Raw genomic sequence first — 20,953 nt, forward strand, 5'->3', positions numbered from 1 at the left:
TCATGGCAACTTTCGCAATCTCCCGATACCCGCGCATCGCCGCGCTCGCGGGCGCCGCATGCGCGCTCGCCGCCTGCTCGTTCGGACCGAGCGGCGAGCCGCCCGCGATGCCGCAACCGGCGCATTACGGCGCGCAGGCGCAGCCGACGCAAACGGCGTCCGCGCAAGGCGTCACGCAACAGTTCGTGGTCGGCGCGAAGCCGGTGCCCGAATGGTGGAAGCTGTATCGCTCGGATGCGCTGAACGCGCTGGTCGACGAGGGCTTGCGCAACAGCCCCACGCTCGCCGCCACCGACAAGAGCCTCGCCGCGGCGCGCGAGCAACTGCGCGCGCAGATCGGCAGTTCGATGCTGCCGACCATCGACGCGGGCGGCCAGGTGACCCGCAATCGCGCGCTGGCGATCCCCGAGATCGGCTCGAACACGTTTCTGTACAACATCTTCGTCGGGCAATTGCAGGCGCACTACACGCTCGATCTGTTCGGCGCCGCGCGACTCGCCGACACCGCGCTCGCCGCTCGCGTGAACGTGCAGGCGTACCAGTTCGATGCGGCGCGCCGGGCGCTCGCCGCCAACATCGTCAGCGCCGCGATCACCAGCGCCGCGCTGCGCGCGCAGATCGACACGACCGAACGGCTCGTCACGCTCGCCAACGATCAGGCACGCGATACGCAGCGCCGCTACGTGCTGGGCGCCGTGTCCCACGCGGACCAGTTGAGCGCGCAACAGAGCGCGGCGAGTTTGTCCGCGAGCTTGCCGGGCCTCAAGCAGCAATGGCTGACCACGCGCCATGCGTTGGCGGTGCTGCTCGGCCGCACGCCGGATGCCGCGCCGGACGATCTCGATCTCGCGCAACTGAGCGTGCCCGAACAGGTGCCGGTGGTGGTGCCGTCAGAGTTGTTGCGCACTCGGCCCGACATCCAGGCCGCCGACGCCGCCTTGAAGGCCGCGGCTGCCGAGGTCGGCGTGGCGACGGCGCAGATGTTCCCGAGCATTTCGCTGAGCGCGTCGATGGGACAAGGCGGGTTTAGCTGGCCGGTGGCGCTGTCCGGCGCGGGAGCGATATGGAGCATCGGCGCGTCGCTGTCGCAGCCGCTGTTCCACGGCGGCGCATTGTTTGCGCAGCGCCGCGCCGCGATGGATACCTATGACGCGACGGTCTCGCAATACAAGCAGACCGTGCTGGCCGCGTTCCAGAACGTCGCCGATACGCTCGCCGCGCTCGAGCACGACGCGCAGGCGCTGGAGGCGGCCAATAGCGCCGCGCGTTCGGCCCAGGGCGTGTTCGAGGAGACGTCGGGGCGCTATCGGCTGGGCGCGGTGCCGGTCGCGTCGACACGTTCGAGCGAGCAGCCGTTTCGTAACGCGCAACTCGATGAGATCCGCTACACGAGCGCGCGTTTGACGGATACGGCGGCCTTGTTTCAGGCGATGGGAAATCCGCCGGTCGAGGGCGGAACGGGGACTGCCGCGGCTGCGGCGCCGAATGCCGGCACAGCCACCCGCAACGCTCAGTAAACCCCCGCCTCCCCCGCCGGCCGATTCTTGAATCGCTTATGCACCCAATAATATTGGGCAGGAATCCGCCGGACCTGCGTCTCGAGAAATTCGGTGATCCGCCGTGCGTCGAGTGCGACGTCGTCCGACGGAAAATCGCTTAGCGCATCGAAAATCGTCAGCTTGTAGCCGCGATAGTCCGGCAACACCTCCGTCACGAACGGCACCACGCGCGCATTGCTCGCGCGCGCCATCCGCGAGACGGACGTCAGCGTGCAAGCCGGCACGCCGAAAAACGGCACGAACACGGAGTCGCGCAAACCGAAATCCATGTCGGCCGCCAGCATCACCGGCTTGCCCTCGCGCAACACGCGCAACGCCCGCCGCACGCTATCGCTGCGCGGAATCATCTCCGTGCCGAAGCGGGCGCGCTGGCGCTTCGCCATGGCGTCGAGCAGCAGGTTCGACATCGGCGTGTACAGCGACGCAACCGGATGCCGCGTCGAATACATCATGCAACCCGCTTCGATGCCGACGAAATGGAAGCCGACGAAGATCGTCGGGTGCGCCTGCATATCGGAGAGATCGATCGCGCTTTCCACTTCGACAAGACGCGCGAGCGCGCGCGCATTGCCGAACCATTGCGGCCCGCGCTCGACATAGCTGCGGATCACATGGCAGAAGTGCGCGCGCGCAAGACGTTCGCGCGCCTCGTCGCTCATGTCGGGAAAACATAATTTCAGATTGGTATGCACGACGCGCCGGCGTGTGCTCGGAATCCGGTACAGCAACGCGCCGATACCGGTGCCGATCCGCGCGACGACGCCGTAGGGCAGAAAGGCAAAGGCGCGCAGCAGACCTGTCATCAGACCGATGAGGATTCGACTTTTCACTAGGCGGAGACCCGGTGGATGCTGGATGGCAAACAAGCCGGCCGCAGCAACCTGCTTGTGCTAACGGACGGAGCGGCATGCGCCGCGCGTCAAAACCGGGTCTCGCGCGGCGCGTTCTGAAGATGGACGTCTCGTTCGCGGCGAGACGCAGCGGTGTTGGCGGCCGAAACCGGGCAGGAATCGGCCCAGGAATCGGGCCAGGAATCGGGCGTCCCGATGGGACCCAATGGAAGCACCGCAGGCGTGATTAAAACACACCGCGCAGTGCGGGCACAAAAGCCGCTCGCCGCGCCATCATCGAGGCGCGGGAAAAGCGTTGGCGAAGGGCGGCATTTTCGCAAACGCCCACCCGTTTTCCGACCAGCCCACGCGCGGGGCGGTGCGGGACCGTGCGGCCCGCGCACGCCCGCCACGACCTCAAGGTTTGTTCGTCTCGAACAGATCCATGATCTGCTTCTTCTCGTTCGACGAGACGCTCGGCGGCGGCACCGCCGGCGGCGTCATGCCGGCCGGTCCCACGCCGCCCAGCGCATCGCTCACGCCGGCGGTCGGATTCGCCGAATCGAGGCCGATGCTGGCGACGAAGCCGTTGCCCGGCGTCATATCCGCATAGAACAGCTCACCGTCGACGGTGGTCACGCCGGGCGGCTGCGGCGGCTCGGCTTGCGGCACGCCCCGCAGCGCGCGCTGCATGTACTCGACCCAGATCGGCAGCGCGAGTTGCGCGCCGAATTCGCGGCTGCCGAGCGTCTTCGGCTGGTCGTAACCCATCCACGCCACCGCCACCAGCGATTGCTGATACCCGGCGAACCAGCCGTCCTTGGCGTCGTTGGTCGTGCCCGTCTTGCCCTGCAAGTCCGAACGATGCAGCGCGTTGGTGCCCGCGCCGGTGCCGGCGGTGGCCACCGAATGCAGCAGGCTGTTCATGATGTACGCGTTGCGCGGTTCCAGCGTGCGCGGCGCGTCACGGCCGGCGGTCAGCGGCTGCGCTTTCGAAAGCGGCTCGCCGCGCGCATCGGTCACCTCGTTGATCAGATACGGATTGATCCGGTAGCCGCCGTTCGCGAACACCGAGTACGCGCCCGCCGACTGCAACGGCGTGACGAGGCCCGCGCCGAGCGCCATCGGCAAATACGGCGGCGTCTTGTCGGCGTCGAAACCGAAACGCTGCGTGACGAAGTCTTGCGCGTACTTCGTGCCGATGAACGACAGGATGCGGATCGACACGAGGTTCTTCGACTTCTGCAACGCGAGGCGCAAGGGCATCGGGCCGTCCGGCTGATCGTCGTCCTTCGGCTCCCACGCGTCGCCGCCCGGCGTGCTCGACGGGAAGTACAACGGCGCGTCGTTGATGATCGTGGCCGGTCCCAGCCCCTTGTCGAGCGCCGCCGAATAGATGAACGGCTTGAAGCTCGAACCCGGCTGACGCCACGCCTGCGTGACGTGATTGAACTTGTTCTTGTTGAAGTCGAAGCCGCCCACCAGCGCGCGAATCGCGCCGTCCTGCGGCGTGAGCGAGACCAGCGCGCCTTCCACTTGCGGAAGCTGCGTGATCTGCCAGTTGCCTTTGTCGTCGGCAAGCACGCGCACGATCGAGCCCGGCTTGATCTTCGTGGCCGCGGCCGCGCGCGCGCTCAGCGCGCCGGCTGCGAAGCGCAGACCGTCGCCGCTGATCGTCACCTGGGTGCCGTCCACCAGTTGCGCCTTCACCTGCTTCGGACCCGCGTCCGTCACCACAGCGGCGATGAGCTCGCCGTTGTCGGGGTGATCGGTGAGCGCGTCGTCGATCGTCTGGTCGCGGTCGTCGCCGGGCGCGGGCAGTTGCACGAAGCCTTCGGGTCCGCGATAGCCGTGGCGCCGCTCGTAATCCATCACGCCCTTGCGCACCGCGCGGTAAGCGGCGTCCTGATCGGCGGAATCGATCGTGGTGGTGACGTTCAGGCCGCGCGTATAGGTTTCGTCCTTGTACTGCGCGTACATCATCTGCCGGACCATTTCGGCGATGTACTCGGCGTGCACGCTGTATTCGTTGCCGGGGTTGCGGGTGCGAAGCTCTTCCTTCACGGCCTGGTCGTACTGCTCCCGGCTGATGTACCGCAGTTCGAGCATGCGCCGCAGAATGTATTCCTGACGGATCTTCGCGCGCTTCGGATTGACCACCGGGTTGTACGCGGACGGCGCCTTCGGCAAGCCGGCCAGCATCGCCGCCTCGGCGAGTGTGATGTCTTTCAGATCCTTGCCGAAGTACACGCGCGCGGCCGCCGCGAAACCGTAGGCGCGCTCGCCCAGATAAATCTGGTTCATGTACAGCTCGAGAATCTGATCCTTCGTGAGCGCGCGCTCGATCTTGTAGGCGAGCAGCATTTCGTAAATCTTGCGCGTGTAGGTCTTTTCGCTCGACAGGAAGAAGTTGCGCGCCACCTGCATGGTGATCGTGCTCGCGCCTTGCGAGGCGCCGCCATGCGCGAGGTCGGCGAAACCGGCGCGCAGAATGCCGAGGAAGTCGACGCCGCCGTGCTCGTAGAAGCGATAGTCCTCGATCGCGAGCACCGCCTTCTTCATCTGGTCGGGAATATCCTGGAAGCGCACGAGGCTGCGCCGTTCCTCGCCGAATTCGCCGATCAGCACGTGGTCCGCGGTATAGACGCGCAGCGGCACTTTCGGACGATAGTCGGTCAGCACGTCGAGCGACGGCAGTTGCGGGCCCATCACCACCAGCGCATAGCCGACGATCAACGCGCCCACCACGGCGACGGTCGCGGCCAGACTCGCGAACCAGATCGCGATCGTCGCGCCGACGGAACGGCGGCCCGCCTCGGCGTCGCGCGAGGCGGCGTTGCGTCCTGGAGTGCGATGGTAGGAATCCCGGTCTTCACCAGCCGGAGAGTGGGAGGAATGCGGTCGTTTGATGATTGGCATGACTGGAATAGTGGACGCATGACTGCGCGCCTGACTGCACGCGCTCCTGGCGCATGCATGGATCGTGATCGAGCGACGTGGCTAAAGGCGCATCAATGAGCACAGAGGCGCATCGAGGCCCGAACCCGGCGCGAACCGCCGCGCGGCCTGATACCCCCGGTCGGCCACACGGCGCGCCTGGGACAGTGTCCGGCGCAACGTAACAGCGCATTTTAAAGAAAGCAAGCGGAGTCGAAGCCAGTTTTTTTGTAAGAATTCCCGTCGCGTGACGAGGCGTCTGTAGATTACGGCATTCATACAAATGCCTTGCGTGCCGTGTCGAAGTTATCAACAGAAAATGTTGAAAGGCCTGTGGACAAGCCCGCCCGAAACGCTACAAGCCGTTGATGTCATGGGATTTTCATGTCGCGCCCGTTACGCGTCGGTGCAACTCGTCATATGATGGACCCGGCGCATGCGAACGGCTTATGCCGAATGCACGTCTGTGCCGACCATGCCAACAAGTATGCGAGCCGACCATGAACAAGCCCAGCGAACGCATCGTCGTATTCGTCACTACCGCACAGAAACGCGCGATCAGCGCCACCGCCGCCGAACTCGGCATCAGCGTGAGCGAACTGATGCGGCGCGCGGTACTGAGCTTCGGCGCGACCAGCGAGCAGGTGAAAGCGGCCAGCATCGTCGACCGGCTCAATGCGCCACGCGCGCCGGACGCGCTCGACGCCGCGTTGCAGCGCGTCGCGCACGGCACGCGGCAAGCACGCGCGGCGCTGCCGGCGGCCTTGCAAACGCATGGCGACAGCGAAGCGGGCGCCTCGGCGGAAAACACGGCGGCAAAGCAAACAGGTGCCGCGTCGGCTCGCGATCCGTTGGCGGACAGCCCGTCGGCGGCGGAGCCCACACCGTTGTTGCCGGCGGACGTTTCCGCCGCGCTCGCCGCCGGCGTCGACGAGGAAGCCGCGGCAACCGCCGAAGCGGTGGCGCGTGTCGCCGCGGCAAAAGCGGCGTCCGCGAAACGCTCCGCAACGCCGCAAACGCCGCAGACCGACCCGCAAGCACAGGCCCGCAGCGTGCTCAAGCGTCCACGCATCGACGGCGCTCAGAACGAGGACGATCCACTGAGCGACCCGAGTACGGAAGGCGGACGCTTCGCGTGACGCATAGGCGCGATGCAATCGGCAACGCCTGTTGCGCGAACATCCCGCCCCACGCATGACGACTCGCTATGGACGCCTTGGCGCCACACGTGATGCCCAGGCGAAACCTTCGCGACACCTCGACGACACGTTACCGACACACTTCGCGCGCAAGGTTTGCGCGCCCCTCTCATCGCACCCTTTAAGTCCGTTTTAAGAGACCCCGTGGTGTAATATCCGCGAGCGGCTGGATGACCGGCCGCGCGTTTTAGCGCTGCCCCGGTTCACACGTTCGATCGCTCGATCGAACAATTTACGGCGCCGCTATTGCAATCGGCAAGCGCGCCCCGACCTCCGGTCGGAACGCTGCGCAGCTTCACGCGCGGCGGCGTAAAGTAGCAGAGGCAAGCCGTTGAGCGCGCGGAATTATTCGGCGCTGACATCATTCTTTGGAGGTTTTCATGTCGCTTTTTGACAGCATTTCGCGCACGCTCAAAGGTCTTCTGAACGACGCGGCCGATTCCGTGCAAGACCCGTCGCGCGACTCGCGCCAGATCGTGCGCGAGCTCGACGAGAGCATCGCCAAAGCCGAGAACTCGTTGATCGAGATTCAGGCGCAAGTGGCCACGCAGCAAAGCAAGCGCGACGTTGCCGGCGACAAGGCGAAGAAGTACGAAGACGGCGCGAAGCGCGCGCTGCAATCCGGCGACGAAGCGCTCGCCCGCGAAGCGCTCGGCGCGCAAGCCACGGCCGAAGCCGAACGCGATGCGCTGGCGAAGGAACTGGCCACGCTGGAGCCGTCGGTCGAGCAGTTGAAGAGCCAGATCGACGACATGCGCACCCGCCGTAACGATCTGAACGCGCGCTCGAACATTCTCCAGGCCAAGCAGCAGATCGCTCAGGCCAAGGACGTGGCGGCCACCGCGCTGGGCGGCATCGGCGGCAAGAATCTTTCCGAGGATTTTCAGAAGCTGGAAGACAAGGTCGCGTTGTCGAACGCGCGTTCCGACGCTCGCCTGAATTCGGCCGACGTGAAAAGCGGCAAGGCGCTCGACGACAAGCTCGCCGATCTGAACCGCGGTCCGTCCGTCGAGGACCGCCTCGAAGCGTTGAAGAAGCAGTTGAACACGCCGGCCCAGTAATTGCGTCGGCACTACCGTGTCGAGGTAGTCGTCAAGGAGACGGGCGCATCGCGCCCGGTCCGTCAATGAAAAAATTTCTCGCAACCGCGTTCGCCTCATTGCTGTTCGTGTCGGCCGCGGCGTTTGCCGTGCCGACGGTTCAGCAGATCGAATCCGCCATGGCGCAAGGCAACTGGCAGCAAGCCGATGCCGGCTTGAGCGAAGTGCTGCAGGCGCATCCGAACAATGCCCGCGCGCATTATCTCTACAGCCAGGTGCTCGATCGCGAAGGCCGTCATGCCGACGCGCTCGCCCAGGTTCAGCAGGCAAAAACGCTCGATCCGCAAATCCGCTTTACCGACCCGAGCCGCTTCGCGCAAACCGAAGCGCGCATTCGCAAGAATGCCGAGCGTGCCGGCGGCAACACCACCAGCCGCGCGGCGAACCCGTTCGTGCAGCAGAATGCGCCGGCCGTGCAGCAGCAGCCGGCGATGATCCCGCAAGCGCCGCAACAGCATGGTCCGGGCATCGGCATGTGGATCGGCATCGCCCTGCTGATCGGCGCAATCGCGCTGGTGCTGCGCTGGACGCTGCGGCGCGCCCGCAAACAGGACGACACGCGCGCCGACGACGATCGTCGCGTGCAACTCAAGCGCGCCACGGAAATGCTCAACACCGTGCGCTCGCTCAAGCTCGACGTGAAGCTTTCCACGGTGCAAGGTCACGAGGCGCTCGAGAAGGAAGTCGAAGCGACCGAGGATCAACTGCGCGGCCTGGTCGAAACGCTGTCGAACAGCAAGAACCCGGTGCCGCCGTATCAGCTCGACGAACTCGAGCAGCGCATCGGCAGCATGCGCGCGCGTGCCGACGGCCGGCCCGATCCGTATGCCGCATCGGCATCGGCCCCGGCCGCGCAGCAGTCGCCGTATGCGCAGGAAGCCGAACGCTTCGGCAATCCCCCGCAAGCGCCGTATCCGCAGCAAGGACCGTATCAGCAACAGCCGCCGGTCGTCGTGCAGCAAGGCGGCGGTTTCGGCGGCGGCATGGGCGGTCTGCTGACCGGCGTGCTGCTTGGCGAAGCGCTGAACTCCGGGCGTGAGCGCGTGGTGGAACGCGAGGTGGTCGTCGACGACGAAGCGCGCCGGCGCGGCAACGACGGCGGCAATGGCGGCGGCCTCGATTTCGGCCAGGGGTCGAACGACTGGAACGATAACAGCGGCGGCGGCGTCGATCTGGGCAGCAACGACGATTCCGGCGGGTGGAACGACAACAACACCTAAGCATCGGCCATGCGGCCGTCGCGCCGACCAGGCGTTCATGAAAAACAGGCTCCTTCGCGGAGCCTGTTTTTTTGCGTGAGGTTTTTATCCGCGCATCGGCGCCGCCGCCCTGCCCGGCTCCTGCGCGAGCAGCACCGACCCCGCGAACAGCCTGACAATGAAACGCTCCGCATACGCGATCAGCGCTTGCTGGCGCGCCGCATTCGCGTCGAGGTATTCCGCCGACAGGTGAAACAGTTGCAGCACGATCTGCGTGCAGACTTCGTCGACAGTCTCGCGCGCGAGCGTCGGCATCCATTCCAGTTGCACGACGTCGTCCGCCATTTCCGCCGACACGTCGTGAAGGTTCGCGCGCACCGCTTCACGTAACACCGGCGACGTGCCGTGGTACTCCGCCAGCGCGCTCACGAAGGCCGCGCGGTTTTCCAGCGCGAACGCAAAGAACGCCGCGCATGCGCGGCGCGGCACGCTATGGGCGTCGTCGTGCGCGGCGAGCCAGCGTTCGCGCCGCAGCATGGGCCGCAAGCGGCGACTCACGGATTCGACCGCCTCGCGCGCCAGCTCGTCGAGCGTGTCGAAATGGCGATAGAACGTGTTGGGATTGAGCCCGGCCTCACGCGCCAGTTCGCGCAAGCCCAGACTCGCGAAGCTGCGGCCGCCCGCGGTCAGACGCAAGGCCGCGTCGATCAGCTTGCGCTTGCCGGCAGGCAGTTCATGGTTGGCGGACATCGCTTCAGGCGCGGATTTCATGAGCGTTCAATCAAAGGGCACGGCGCGCGTTAATACGCCGTACTCTAAACGATCTTGACGCGAAGTGTACAGTTGTCTACCCTGCGCGGTATGTCGAAGTAGACAGATGTAGACGCCTGAATTTCGCCTCGCCGGAGACCCGCCTTGACACCTGTTTCATCCGCCTCGCCGGCTTCGCCGCGCATTGCCATTGTCGGAAGCGGCTTTGCGGGCATCGGCATGGCGATCCGTTTGCTGAAGATGGGCATCACGTCGTTCACGATCTACGAGGCCGCGAGCGACATCGGCGGCACCTGGCGCGACAACACCTATCCCGGCGCGGCCTGCGATGTGCCGTCGCATCTGTATTCGTTTTCGTTCGAGCCGAATCCGGCGTGGTCGCATGCGTTCGGCGACCAGGCGGAAATTCTCGCGTACCTGAAGCATTGCGTGCGCAAGTACGGCGTCGCGCATTACGTGCGCTGCAATGCGCGAGTGGCCGCGGCGCGCTTCGATGAAGTGCGTCGGACCTGGCAAGTCGAGATCGACGCGAACGGCGCGCTCGAAAGCATCGAGGCCGATGTGGTGATCGCCGCGAGCGGCCCGCTGTCGCGCCCCGCCCTGCCGCACATCGCCGGACTCGAACGCTTCGAAGGCAAGCTGTTTCATTCGGCGCGCTGGGACCACGCGTATCCGCTCGAAGGCAAACGCGTCGCGGTGATCGGCACCGGCGCGAGCGCGATTCAGTTCGTGCCGCAAATTCAGCCGCGAGTCGCACGGCTCGAATTGTTCCAACGCACCGCGCCGTGGGTCATGCCGAAGCCCAACAAGCCGATCAGTCCGCTCGCGCAGTGGCTGTTCCGGCATCTGCCGTTCACGCAGCGCTTCGTGCGCGGCGCGATTTACTGGCAACTCGAATCGCGCGCGGTCGCCTTCGTGGTCAATCCAAAGTTGATGAAGCTGCCGATGAAATTCGGCCTGAGCTATCTGGAACGACGCGTGAAGGACCCGGCGTTGCGCGCCAGGCTGACGCCGAACTACCGGCTCGGCTGCAAGCGCGTGCTGCTGTCGAGCGATTACTATCGCGCCGTTATTCAGCCGAATGTCGATGTGGTGACGACCGGCATCCGCGAAATCGTCGCGGACGGCATCGTCACGCATGACGGCACGCATCATCGCGCCGATGCGATCATTTGCGGCACCGGCTTTCAGGTCAACGATGTGGGTGCGCCGTTCGACGTCATCGGCATCGAGGGCGCCGACCTCGGCGCGATGTGGCTGCGCGACGGTCCCGAGGCTTACCTCGGCACCAGCATCGCGAACTTCCCGAACTTCTTCATGATCGTCGGCCCGAATACGGGGCTCGGCCATAACTCGATGATCTACATGATCGAGTCGCAAGTGCAATACATCGCCGATTGCCTGCGCGTGCTGCGCCGGCGCAAAGCCCGCACGATGAATTTGCGCCCTGACGTGCAGCGCGATTTCAATGCGCGCCTGCAACGGGAGATGCAGCACTCCGTGTGGGCCAGCGGCTGCCATAGCTGGTATCAGACGAAAACCGGCAAGGTCACCGCGGTGTGGCCGGGGTTCACGTTCAGCTTTCGCAAGCGCACGCGGCGCGTGCGGACGCGCGATTATCGTTTTGCGCCTTGAATGTTGCGCCTGCTAGTTGCTAGTTGCGATGCTGTCGGCCGCTGATAGCTGATCGGCCGCGCGCGTCCGCCTGCTCCACTCTTTGTTGCCGAGTCCGCTTAAATCGTTTGTTCGCGCGCATGACCGCGCGAGATCTCGCACGTCCCTCGCCTGCGTTAGCCCGCCCGCTCAACCGCCCCCGAGCAGGCGCAGCAGCGCCCAGAGAAACTGGCAGAGCATCACGATCAACTGCCAGAGATGATAGAGCTGTTGCCAGCCCGACACGCGCGCGAAGGACTCGATCATGTTCGCCTGCGAAGAAAGGGAGGGAAAGAATGCGTTGCGGGCGGTTCCGCTTGAGCGCACATGATAGCGACTGCGGGATAGGCCGTATCAAGTCTTCCGAAAGCGGGCCGTAAACGCACTGAGAAGGCGCTGCATCCGCGCTGGGTGCGCACGCCAATCGACTGCGCCAACCGCGCCATCAAGGAGACGTACATGACGCGCTTCAGCTTTCGCCGGGCCGCCCGTTCGCAATCGGTCGTCGGCGATATTGCCGCGCAAGCCGGCAAACTGGGCATTGAAATCTGCGACGTATCGGGGCACGTCGAGGAAGTGGCCGCGCGCGTGCAGCACCAGGCGCAGGTGTGCCGCGCGCTGCGCGAGTCCGCTGCGCAGACGCTCGCGGGCAACCATCGCATCGCCGCGGCCGCGCGCGAAATGCGCAACGTATCCACCGAAGCCGCCACCGGCGTGCAGGAGTCGCAGCAGACGCTGGAGGCGTCGCTGGCCGATATCCACGGGCTGGTTGAAGGCGTGACGGTGATCGAAAGCCAGATCGGCGCGCTGCGCAGCGCTCTCGCGCATGTGAGCCGCGTCTCCGAGGAGATTTCTCTGATCGCGCGCCAAACTCATCTGCTGGCGCTGAACGCCGCGATCGAAGCTGCGCGCGCGGGCGAGTCCGGCAAGAGTTTCGCGGTGGTGGCCGCCGAGGTGAAGAACCTGTCGGCGAAAACCGCGCAGGCAACCGGTCAGATCGAGACGACGCTGGCGCAACTCACGCAGCAGACCGAGCAGTTGATCAGCGAAGGTTCGGTGAACACCGCGCGGGCGCACCGGGTGCGCGAAGGCACGCGCAAGATCGGCGAGGTCGTGCACGCGACGGGCGACGCCATCGCGCATCTCAACAACGAAGCCGGACAGATTGCCGCGTTGACCGGCGAGATCGAAACTCAATGCGACGGACTCGAGGCGCAGGTACTCGAAATGGCGAGCGGCGTCGAGGATTCGAGCGAGAACTTCGTGCAGGCGAAGGACCGGCTGGGCAATCTGCTCGGCGTGTCGGAAACGTTGATCGAACTGACCGCCGCAACGGGCGTCGAGACCGCGGATACGCGTTTCATCGAAGCGGTGCAGCAGGCGGCGGCGAAGGTGAGCAAGGTGTTCGAAGCGGCTGTCGCGCGCGGCGAGATATCGATCGAGGATCTGTTCGATCAGCATTACGTGCCCATTGCGGGGAGTAATCCGGCTCAGGTCATGACGCGGTTTACCGCGTTTACCGACCGGGTTTTGCCGGCTATTCAGGAGCCCTTGCTCGAACTGGACCCGCGTGTTGCGTTTTGTGCCGCTATCGACGTGCGTGGTTATCTGCCGACTCACAACCTGAAATTTTCACAGCCGCAGCGCGACGATGTGGTCTGGAATATGGCGAACTGCCGGAACCGGCGCATGTTCAATGACCGCACTGGTCTTGCTGCTGGGTCGCATACCAAGAAGTTTCTGTTGCAGACTTATCGGCGCGATATGGGGGGCGGGGAGTTTGTTTTGATGAAGGATGCTTCCGCGCCCGTTTTTGTGGATGGGCGGCATTGGGGTGGGGTTCGGGTTGGGTATCGGGTTTGAGGTTTTTTTTTGCCTTTGCGGCGGTTGGTTGGGTTGCTTGTGGTGGTGGGCTTTCCTTGCTTTGTTAGTGGTCTATTGGCGTTGCCCCTGTGCGGGGCGGCACCTACTTTTCTTTGCCGGCCGTGTACAGACCGGAGACATGGTTGACGAACGTGCGAGGACATCGTTGACACTTTATGGTCAGCGGTTTTCGCTCCTCAGGTCAAGGGTGAGGATGCGGTGATGGGCAAACCAGAATTCAAATACGCCGTCTTCGCCGTCCTTTGCGCGTGCTGCAACCGGCAGCCGGTAAAGTGCTTTCGAGACCTTCAGGCGCCGTCCTTCAAAGCGTAGCTCGCCATTTGCCTTGACCCGCAGCACCACGTCATCCGGGCCGTACTCCGGCTCGCGCAGGACCGATGGAAACGCCCGCGGGCTCGGCTGGTAACGGCTCATCGGAGTGTCCATGCCGATCGCCTCATGCGGGCGCTCGCAGTTATAGATGGTGCGCCAGCGGTCCAGTTCGCGTTGCACGTGCTGCTGGGTGGCGAAGCTCCGTTCGTTCAGCACTTCGGCCTTCAGCGTGCGGTGAAACCGCTCGTCCTTGCCGTTGGTCTGCGGATGGTAAGGCCGGCTGTAGCTGATGCGGATCCCCAGCCGGATCAGCCAGACGGCCAGTTCGGTGAGCTGCCCCGGGCTGCCCGGTGAACCCCATGGCGAACCGTTATCGGTGTTGATGCGCAACGGCAGGCCGTAGTGGCCGAATGCCTCGCGCAGGCCCGCCTGCACCGTGGCCGTATCGGTTGGCCCACAGGCGCGCAGCAGGATGCTGAAGCGCGAATGGTCGTCGAGCACCGTCAGGGGGCTACAACGCCCCTGCTCGAGGGTATCGAAGTGTCCCTTGAAGTCCATCTGCCAGAGGACGTTGGGCTGCTCGTGCTCAAAGCGCTTCCAGGGTTCACTCATCGCTGAACCGGCCGGCAGGATCAGATTGTGCCGGTGCAGGATGGCTGTCACGGTGCTGGGCTGCGGCACCGCTTCAAAGCCCAGATCCCGCAGGCGCCGGCTGATCTTGCGGCCGCCCCAGCGCGGGTGTGCCTGACGCAGGCGCACCACCTCCTGCTCCATCTCAACGGTGGTCTTTGAGGGACTGCTGGCAGGGCGCCGCGACTGATCCGCCAGCGCGTCCTCGCCACGTCTGAGCCATTTGTAGCCGGTCTGCCGGCTGATGTTAAAGCGCTCGCACAGTTCGGTGACCGTGAGCGTGCGCTGACTGGCCAGATGAACAAATTCCTGTCTGAGGCTCATGGTGTCTCTTGCGTTCCAGGGCATGGTCGGGACCGGGCGTTTTCGTACCCGGAAGTGTCAACCATGTCCTCGCACACCTGTCAGCTATGTCTCCGGTCTGTACACCGGCCGCAAAGAAAAGTAGGCAAAAGAAAGCGGCTCACACCGCTAATTCTTAAGTGGGTTCCCTGGCTTGGAGGGGATCGTGGTGCATCTGGAATCCGTGCTCTCGCGCATTCCGCGCTGGTGACACAGCAGTCATTCTTCCGGCGGCGCTGCGCGCGCCGTCGCAGTGCTTCATTTGAACCGCGGGTAGGTTTCGCGGGAGCCGTACTTTTTCAAACCGTCTGCGCTGCATGCCAGCCGTCGCTTTACGGAACGGGCGAGTTGCTCCGTTCCTCGGTGCGCCATCAGATTACTGGCACCGTCGCGGTGCTTCATGGGAATGGTCCGCTGCGATGGACGCTCGTTGCTGCGCAAAGCCCATTTCGGTAACAACGCGACATTCCCATTTGCGTGCATCGATGCGACCGGCCGTTGGTCATATTTCGCGTAAGTGACCAAGCCGTCATTAGCTCCCCGCACTGCGTGCGTCGAGAATGGGTCTGCCCCGGAAAACAATGGAAATTCTCCCGCCGTGGGAGCCGTCGGCTTCGCCTGGCCCACACGCCGAAACGGAGGGAAGAAGCACCGCGACGGCGCGCGCAGCGCCGCCGGAAAAATGACTGCTGTGTCACCAGTGCGGAATGCGCGAGAGCACCGATTCCAGATGCACCACTGCCCCCTCCAAGCCAGGAGACCCACTTAAGAATTAGCGGTGTGAGCCGCTTTCTTTTGCCTACTTTTCTTTGCGGCCGGCAAAGAAAAGTAGGTGCCGCCCCGCACAGCAATGCTCTCAACTTAAGCCTCAAAGAGCTTGTAAACGAGGCATTGCCCCTGTAAACTTCATCGCATAACTCACTGATAAATCAACGATATGAACTCAAATACCAGCGTCCTCGCGGCTTCTGGCTGAGTTCTCCGATTTCCTGCTCGATCCGGCGCTCGCCGATCGCGTGCGTCGTTCTCCCACTGCCTTTACCCGCAATCGCACACTGACCTTGCCGCGCATGGCCGCGCTGATGATGTCCGGCATGTGCGCCAGTGTGCAGGCCGAACTTGACGCGCTATTCGGCGCACTGGGAAGCAGCGGCGGGCGCACCCGCGCTGTCAGCGCACAGGCCTTCAGCAAGGCGCGACGGGGAGTGTCTGCCGAACTGTTCGAACTGGCCCGCGCCCGCCTGATCTCGCTGGCCCAACCCCATATCGATTCGATGCGCTGGCACGGCCTGAGGCTGGTCGCCGCTGACGGTAGCCGCCTGCGTGTGGGCACGCGTCGCGGCCATGAACTGCGCGCCGATCACTACGCGTTTGCGCTGTTCCTGCCGGGTTCCGAACTGACCCTGCACGCTGCACTTCATCCCGCCGACGGCGGCGAGCGGCAGATGCTGTTCGAAGCCCTCGATGTACTGCAACCGCATACCGACCTGCTGCTGCTCGATCGCGGCTATATCGGCAACGCGATGGTGGCGGCGCTCGCACAGCGCGAAATCCCGTTCTGCATGCGCGTCGATGCGCGTAACTGGAAATGCGTCAGCGCCTTTACCCGCAGCGGTAAAGCCGAGCATGTGGTGACACTGGAAGCGCCCAGCGAACCGGATGCCCGCGCCTATGAACTGGCGCGTACGCCCACGACTGTGCGCCTGATCCGCGACGTCACGCCGGGCGGTCGCGTGCGTGTGCTGATGACCTCGCTGCTCGATGGCGGGCGTTATCCGGCGGCATCGTTCGGCGCGCTCTATCACCAGCGCTGGCGGGTCGAGGAAGCATTCAAACGACTCAAGCACCGGCTGCGGCTGGAAGCCGTCACAGGCCTCGATTACCTGGCGTTACAGCAGGACTTCGGCGCAAAAATCCTCGCCGACAACCTGTGCACACTGCTCAGCGATCTCGATGCGCCGCACGACGACAGACATGCCAGCCGTCCTAACCGGGTGTATGCACTGGGCGCACTCAAGCCCATCCTCGGCGCGTGTCTTCTGCGCATCCAGCGCTGTCTGGACGGCCTCGCCGGTGTGCTGGAAATGATCCACCAGACCCGATGCCGGATACAGCCCTCACGCTCCTATCCAAGACCACCCAGAAAAGCCAAGCCCCACTTCCATCTCGCGTACAAACTCGCTTGATGCAGCGGGGCTTAAGTTGAGAGCATTGCCCCGCACAGGGGCAACGCCAATAGACCACTAACAAAGCAAGGAAAGCCCACCACCACAAGCAACCCAACCAACCGCCGAAAAAGGCAAAAAAAAACCGGCTACCCCACTACAACCCTCTTCCTCTCCGCCCGCTGCATAAAATAATTAACCGCCACAACCCCAACAGTAACCACAGCAATAAACAAAGTAGCCAGCGCATTCATCTCAGGATTCAACCCCAGCCGAACGCGAGAAAAAACCACCAGCGGCAGCGTAGTCGACCCAGGCCCGGACAGGAATGCCGACAAAACCAGATCATCGATCGATAAGGTAAACGACAACAACCACCCCGAAACAAGCGCCTGCGAAATCAGCGGCAACGTAATGGAGAAAAACACCCGCAGCGGCGTCGCCCCGAGATCCAGCGCGGCCTCTTCGAGAGAAGGATGCAACTCCCTCACACGCGACTGCACGATGATCGCCACATACGAAATGCACAGCATCACATGCCCGATCCAGATCGTGAAGATGCCACGCCCCGCCGGCCACCCGAACCACTTCGCCATTTCGATGAACAGCAGCAGCAGCGAAATCCCCTGAATCACCTCGGGAATCACCAGCGGCGCATTGATCATCCCCGTGTACAGCGTAAAACCGCGGAACCGTCCCATTCGCGCCAGCACGAAGCCCGCCCACGTGCCGATGATCACCGACGCAAACGCCGTCAGCAGCGCCACCCGCAACGACAGCCACGCCGCCGCGATCAGTTCTTCATCCTGCAGCAACGCCGCATACCAGCGCGTGGAAAAGCGCGTCCAGACCGTCACGAGTTGCGATTCGTTGAACGAATACACGATCAGACTCACGATCGGCACATACAGAAACAGAAAGCCCAGCCCCAACGCAATGAACTGCAAAACCCGGTTTGGCTTCATCAGCGCCTTTCCTCCATCGCCTTCGCCTGCGCGTACTGGAAAAACGCCATCGGCACCAATAACAGCAACACCATCGCGCACGTCACCGCGGAGGCCATCGGCCAATCGGCATTGTCGAAGAACTCATTCCACATCACGCGGCCGATCATCAGCGTATTCGCGCCGCCGAGCAATTCGGGAATCACGTACTCACCCACCGCCGGAATGAACACCAGCAGACAACCGGCGATGATGCCGTTCTTCGACAGCGGCAAGGTGATCTGCCAGAACGCTTTCCACGGCCTCGCGCCGAGGTCGTAAGCGGCTTCCAGCAAGGTCATGTCCATCTTCACCAGATGCGCGTACAGCGGCATGACGAGAAACGGCAGGTAGGAATACACCATGCCGATATACACCGCGGTATTCGTGTGATACAGCTCGATCGGCGTATGAATCACGCCGATCGACATCAGGAAGTTATTCAGCAAGCCGTTGTTCTTCAGAATGCCGATCCACGCATACACGCGAATCAGAAACGACGTCCAGAACGGCAGCATCACGGCCATCATCAGCAGATTCCGGCTCGCCGGATTCGAGCGCGCGATGTAATACGCCATCGGATAGCCGATCAGCAAACACAGCACCGTCGAAATCGCGGCGACCACCACCGAATTCACATAGGTCGCGAAATAGAGGCTGTCGGTGAGCAGAAACGCGTAATGCGAGAAGTCGAGCGTGATGCGAAGCGCGCCTTCCGCGAAGTTCGTCAACTCCGTGTAGGGCGGAATGCCAAGCTGCAAATCGGCGAAGCTGATCTTCACGACCAGCAGGAACGGCACGAGGAAAAACAGCAGCAGCCAGATGAACGGGCCGGCCACCACCGCGGTGCGGCCGGTCAGATTGAAGCGGCGCACCGGCCAGCTTGCGAAGGCATTGAGCGAGCGCTTCATGACGTCAGCACCACGCCGGCCGATGCGCTCCAGCGCACATACACTTCGTCGCCCCAGGTAGGCGGATCGATTTCCGTCAACGCAAGGCTCGTCACGTTCGCGATCACCGTTTTGCCGGCTTCGAGCTTCACGTGATACAGCGAATAGCCGCCCATGTAAGCGATATTCGTGACGACGCCCTTGCCCCAGTTGTACGCGCCCTCGGGCGGCTTGCGCGTGAGCGCGATGCGCTCGGGCCGCACCGAGATCGTCACCGGCATGCCGAGCGGACCGGTGATGCCGTGATTCACGTACAGCCGGCACGACAGGTCGGGCGTTTCGATGAACACGTGATCGGGCTCGTCCTCGACGGTATGGCCGTCGAACAGATTGGTCGAGCCGATGAACTCCGCCGAAAAACGGCTGTTCGGATACTCGTACACCTCATGCGGCGTGCCGAGCTGCACGATCTCGCCTTCGCTCATCACGGCGAGGCGGCTCGCCATCGTCATCGCCTCTTCCTGATCGTGCGTGACCATGATGCAGGTCACGCCCACCTTGTCGAGAATGTTGACCAGTTCGATCTGCGTGCGCTGACGGATCTGCTTGTCGAGCGCGGACATCGGCTCGTCGAGCAGCAGCAGCTTCGGCCGCTTGACGAGCGATCGCGCGAGCGCCACGCGCTGCTGTTGACCGCCGGAAAGCTGATGCGGCTTGCGCTTCGCGAAGCGGCTCATCTGCACGAGATCGAGCGCGGCCTGCACGCGATCCTTGAGCTCCGCCTTCGGCACGCCTTCCTGCTTCAGACCGAAGGCGACGTTCGTCTCCACGGTCATGTGCGGAAACAGCGCGTACGACTGGAACATCATGTTGACCGGCCGACGGTACGGCGGCAATTGCGCGAGATCCTCGCCGTCGATCAGGATCTTGCCCGAGGTCACGCTTTCGAGGCCGGCCAGCATCCGCAGCAAGGTCGACTTGCCGCACCCGGAACTGCCGAGCAGCGCGAACAGCTCGCCCTTCTTCACCGACAGGTTGACCCCCTTGACCGCCACGGTCTCGCCGAACTTCTTCACGACATCGACGATCTGGACGAAGTTATCGGCTGCGTCGCCCGTAGCCGCGTTAAGGCCCGGCGACGGCGCGGCCGACCCTGCCAGCGCGCCCGACTGGTCACTACTCATCACAATGCTTTACTCCGGCGTTTGACGAACAAAGCCCCCGGTGAACACCGAGGGCTTCATGATGATGCTTACCCGTTCATGGAAGCCGCGGGTCAGCGGCCGGACTTGAATTCAGTCCACAGCCGCGTTTGCAGCCGCTGGACTTCCGGCGGCAGCGGCTTCAGCAGGAACAGCGTCTTGATGACGTCGGGCGGCGGATACACGGCCGGGTCGCTCGCCACGTCCTTGTCCACGTACTTGCGCGCCTCGAGGTTCGCGCTCGGGTAGTAGACGGCGTTGGTGATCGCGGCGTGAACCTGCGGCGTTTCGATGTAGTTGATCCACTCGTGCGCGGCTTCCTTGTTCTTCGCATCCTTGGGAATCGCCATCACGTCGAACCACACCGGGGCGCCGCCCTTCGGAATGTAGTACTCGATCTTGTAGGCCTTCTTCGCTTCGGCCGCGCGGTGCTTCGCGATCACCACGTCGCCCGACCAGCCGTATGCGAAGCAGACGTCGCCGCCGACCAGGTCGTTGATGTAGCCCGACGAGTTGAACTGCGTGATGTACGGACGGATCTTCTTCAACATCGCGAGCGCGGCGCGGTAGTCGGCCGGGTTCGTGCTCATCGGATCCTTGCCGATGTAGTGCAGCGCGGCGGCGAACATCTGGTCCGGCGCGTCGAGCACGGACACGCCGCAGGCCTTCAGCTTCGAGATGTTTTCCGGCTTGAAGAGCACGTCCCAGTTATCGAGCGGCACGTTCTTGCCGAGAATCTGCTGGACCTTGGTGACGTTGTAGCCGAGGCCGGTCGTGCCGTAAGCCCAGGGCACCGTGTACTTGTTGCCCGGATCGGCGCCGGCGACGAGCGCCATCAGCGAGGGGTCGAGGTACTTGAGGTTCGGCAGCTTCGATTTGTCGAGCGGTGAAAAGATGCCCGCGGCGATCTGCTTGCCGGCGTAATTGCTGGTCGGCACGACGATGTCGTAGCCGGAATTGCCGGTGAGGAGCTTGGCTTGCAGCGTGTCGTCGCTGTCGTAGTTGTCGTATTTGACCTGAACGCCGCTCTGCTTGGTGAAGTTCGGAATGGTGTCCTTGGCAATGTAATCGGACCAGTTATACACGTTCAGCTGCGTATCCTTCGCAACGGCCGTCAACCACGGCGCCGCGCACACGACCAGCGCCGCCACTTGCCCCACTACCCGTCTTTTCATTCCGTTCTCCGATCGTGGCCGGCGCGAGCCGACCGTCGCCACCCATGCCGCGGCACAGCGCACACGGCTCCCCTGAAAAATCCGAAAACTACCATCAATTATTGCGCGGTCCAAAAAAAATG

The 20,953-nt window shown here is 63.6% G+C and carries 15 protein-coding genes; 7 read left to right on the forward strand and 8 right to left on the reverse strand.

Translation table 11 applies throughout. From position 1 onward, the window contains the following. Positions 1-2 precede the first annotated feature (2 nt). Entirely contained in the window at positions 3-1,517 is a 1,515-nt protein-coding gene (locus tag CUJ90_RS09700) for an efflux transporter outer membrane subunit (protein WP_114162557.1), read from the forward strand. Here the strand turns inward: CUJ90_RS09700 and CUJ90_RS09705 are convergent. Both CUJ90_RS09705 and CUJ90_RS09710 read right to left on the reverse strand, forming a co-directional pair. Then, positions 1,511-2,389 carry a lipid A biosynthesis lauroyl acyltransferase gene (locus CUJ90_RS09705; RefSeq protein WP_114162558.1) on the reverse strand — a complete coding sequence of 293 codons (879 nt, stop codon included), beginning with the start codon at positions 2,387-2,389 and terminating at the stop codon, positions 1,511-1,513. The genes CUJ90_RS09700 and CUJ90_RS09705 overlap by 7 nt on opposite strands. 417 nt (positions 2,390-2,806) lie before the next feature. Beyond that, positions 2,807-5,308, reverse strand: a complete 2,502-nt coding sequence (locus CUJ90_RS09710) for a penicillin-binding protein 1A (protein ID WP_114162559.1) — start codon at positions 5,306-5,308, stop codon at positions 2,807-2,809. Between the two features lie 518 nt (positions 5,309-5,826). Between CUJ90_RS09710 and CUJ90_RS09715 the strand changes: the two genes are divergently transcribed. The 3 genes from CUJ90_RS09715 (at position 5,827) to CUJ90_RS09725 (ending at position 8,845) form a co-directional block, all read left to right on the forward strand. Further along, complete coding sequence (locus tag CUJ90_RS09715) at positions 5,827-6,465, forward strand: hypothetical protein (protein WP_114162560.1); 639 nt, start codon at positions 5,827-5,829, stop codon at positions 6,463-6,465. A 440-nt stretch (positions 6,466-6,905) separates the two neighbouring features. Then, entirely contained in the window at positions 6,906-7,586 is a 681-nt protein-coding gene (locus tag CUJ90_RS09720) for a PspA/IM30 family protein (protein WP_073431034.1), read from the forward strand. A 65-nt stretch (positions 7,587-7,651) separates the two neighbouring features. Beyond that, entirely contained in the window at positions 7,652-8,845 is a 1,194-nt protein-coding gene (locus CUJ90_RS09725; protein WP_114162561.1) for a tetratricopeptide repeat protein, read from the forward strand. 84 nt (positions 8,846-8,929) lie between these two features. Here CUJ90_RS09725 and CUJ90_RS09730 read toward each other — a convergent pair whose 3' ends face one another. Next, positions 8,930-9,595 (reverse strand): TetR family transcriptional regulator, encoded by a 666-nt coding sequence (locus CUJ90_RS09730; RefSeq protein ID WP_114162562.1) that lies wholly within the window; start codon positions 9,593-9,595, stop codon positions 8,930-8,932. A gap of 144 nt (positions 9,596-9,739) precedes the next feature. On the opposite strand from CUJ90_RS09730, the gene CUJ90_RS09735 reads away from it, so the two are divergent. Both CUJ90_RS09735 and CUJ90_RS09740 read left to right on the forward strand, forming a co-directional pair. Further along, positions 9,740-11,230, forward strand: coding sequence for a flavin-containing monooxygenase (locus tag CUJ90_RS09735; protein WP_114162563.1), 1,491 nt, complete (start codon positions 9,740-9,742; stop codon positions 11,228-11,230). Between the two features lie 477 nt (positions 11,231-11,707). Beyond that, entirely contained in the window at positions 11,708-13,111 is a 1,404-nt protein-coding gene (locus CUJ90_RS09740; protein WP_114163509.1) for a methyl-accepting chemotaxis protein, read from the forward strand. A 180-nt stretch (positions 13,112-13,291) separates the two neighbouring features. Here CUJ90_RS09740 and CUJ90_RS09745 read toward each other — a convergent pair whose 3' ends face one another. Continuing rightward, positions 13,292-14,422 carry an IS481 family transposase gene (locus tag CUJ90_RS09745; RefSeq protein ID WP_114161853.1) on the reverse strand — a complete coding sequence of 377 codons (1,131 nt, stop codon included), beginning with the start codon at positions 14,420-14,422 and terminating at the stop codon, positions 13,292-13,294. 983 nt (positions 14,423-15,405) lie between these two features. Between CUJ90_RS09745 and CUJ90_RS09750 the strand changes: the two genes are divergently transcribed. Continuing rightward, positions 15,406-16,602 (forward strand): IS4 family transposase, encoded by a 1,197-nt coding sequence (locus CUJ90_RS09750; protein ID WP_114161999.1) that lies wholly within the window; start codon positions 15,406-15,408, stop codon positions 16,600-16,602. A gap of 128 nt (positions 16,603-16,730) precedes the next feature. Here the strand turns inward: CUJ90_RS09750 and CUJ90_RS09755 are convergent, their stop codons facing one another. The 4 genes from CUJ90_RS09755 to CUJ90_RS09770 all read right to left on the reverse strand — a co-directional run bounded on the left by CUJ90_RS09755 (position 16,731) and on the right by CUJ90_RS09770 (position 20,831). Beyond that, the gene (locus CUJ90_RS09755) at positions 16,731-17,546 is read right to left on the reverse strand and encodes an ABC transporter permease subunit (protein WP_114162564.1); all 816 of its coding nucleotides are present in this window, start codon (positions 17,544-17,546) and stop codon (positions 16,731-16,733) included. Continuing rightward, a complete protein-coding gene (locus tag CUJ90_RS09760; RefSeq protein ID WP_073428100.1) occupies positions 17,546-18,475 on the reverse strand; it encodes an ABC transporter permease subunit in 930 nt (309 codons plus the stop codon). The genes CUJ90_RS09755 and CUJ90_RS09760 overlap by 1 nt, the downstream gene beginning before the upstream one ends. Next, a complete protein-coding gene (locus CUJ90_RS09765) occupies positions 18,472-19,638 on the reverse strand; it encodes an ABC transporter ATP-binding protein (protein WP_167449651.1) in 1,167 nt (388 codons plus the stop codon). The genes CUJ90_RS09760 and CUJ90_RS09765 overlap by 4 nt, the downstream gene beginning before the upstream one ends. Before the next feature lie 92 nt (positions 19,639-19,730). After that, positions 19,731-20,831: a polyamine ABC transporter substrate-binding protein gene (locus CUJ90_RS09770; RefSeq protein ID WP_114162565.1), complete on the reverse strand. Its 1,101-nt coding sequence runs from the start codon at positions 20,829-20,831 to the stop codon at positions 19,731-19,733. Between the last annotated feature and the right edge of the window lie 122 nt (positions 20,832-20,953).

It is taken from the genome of Paraburkholderia terricola (assembly GCF_003330825.1).
Classification (GTDB): domain Bacteria; phylum Pseudomonadota; class Gammaproteobacteria; order Burkholderiales; family Burkholderiaceae; genus Paraburkholderia; species Paraburkholderia terricola.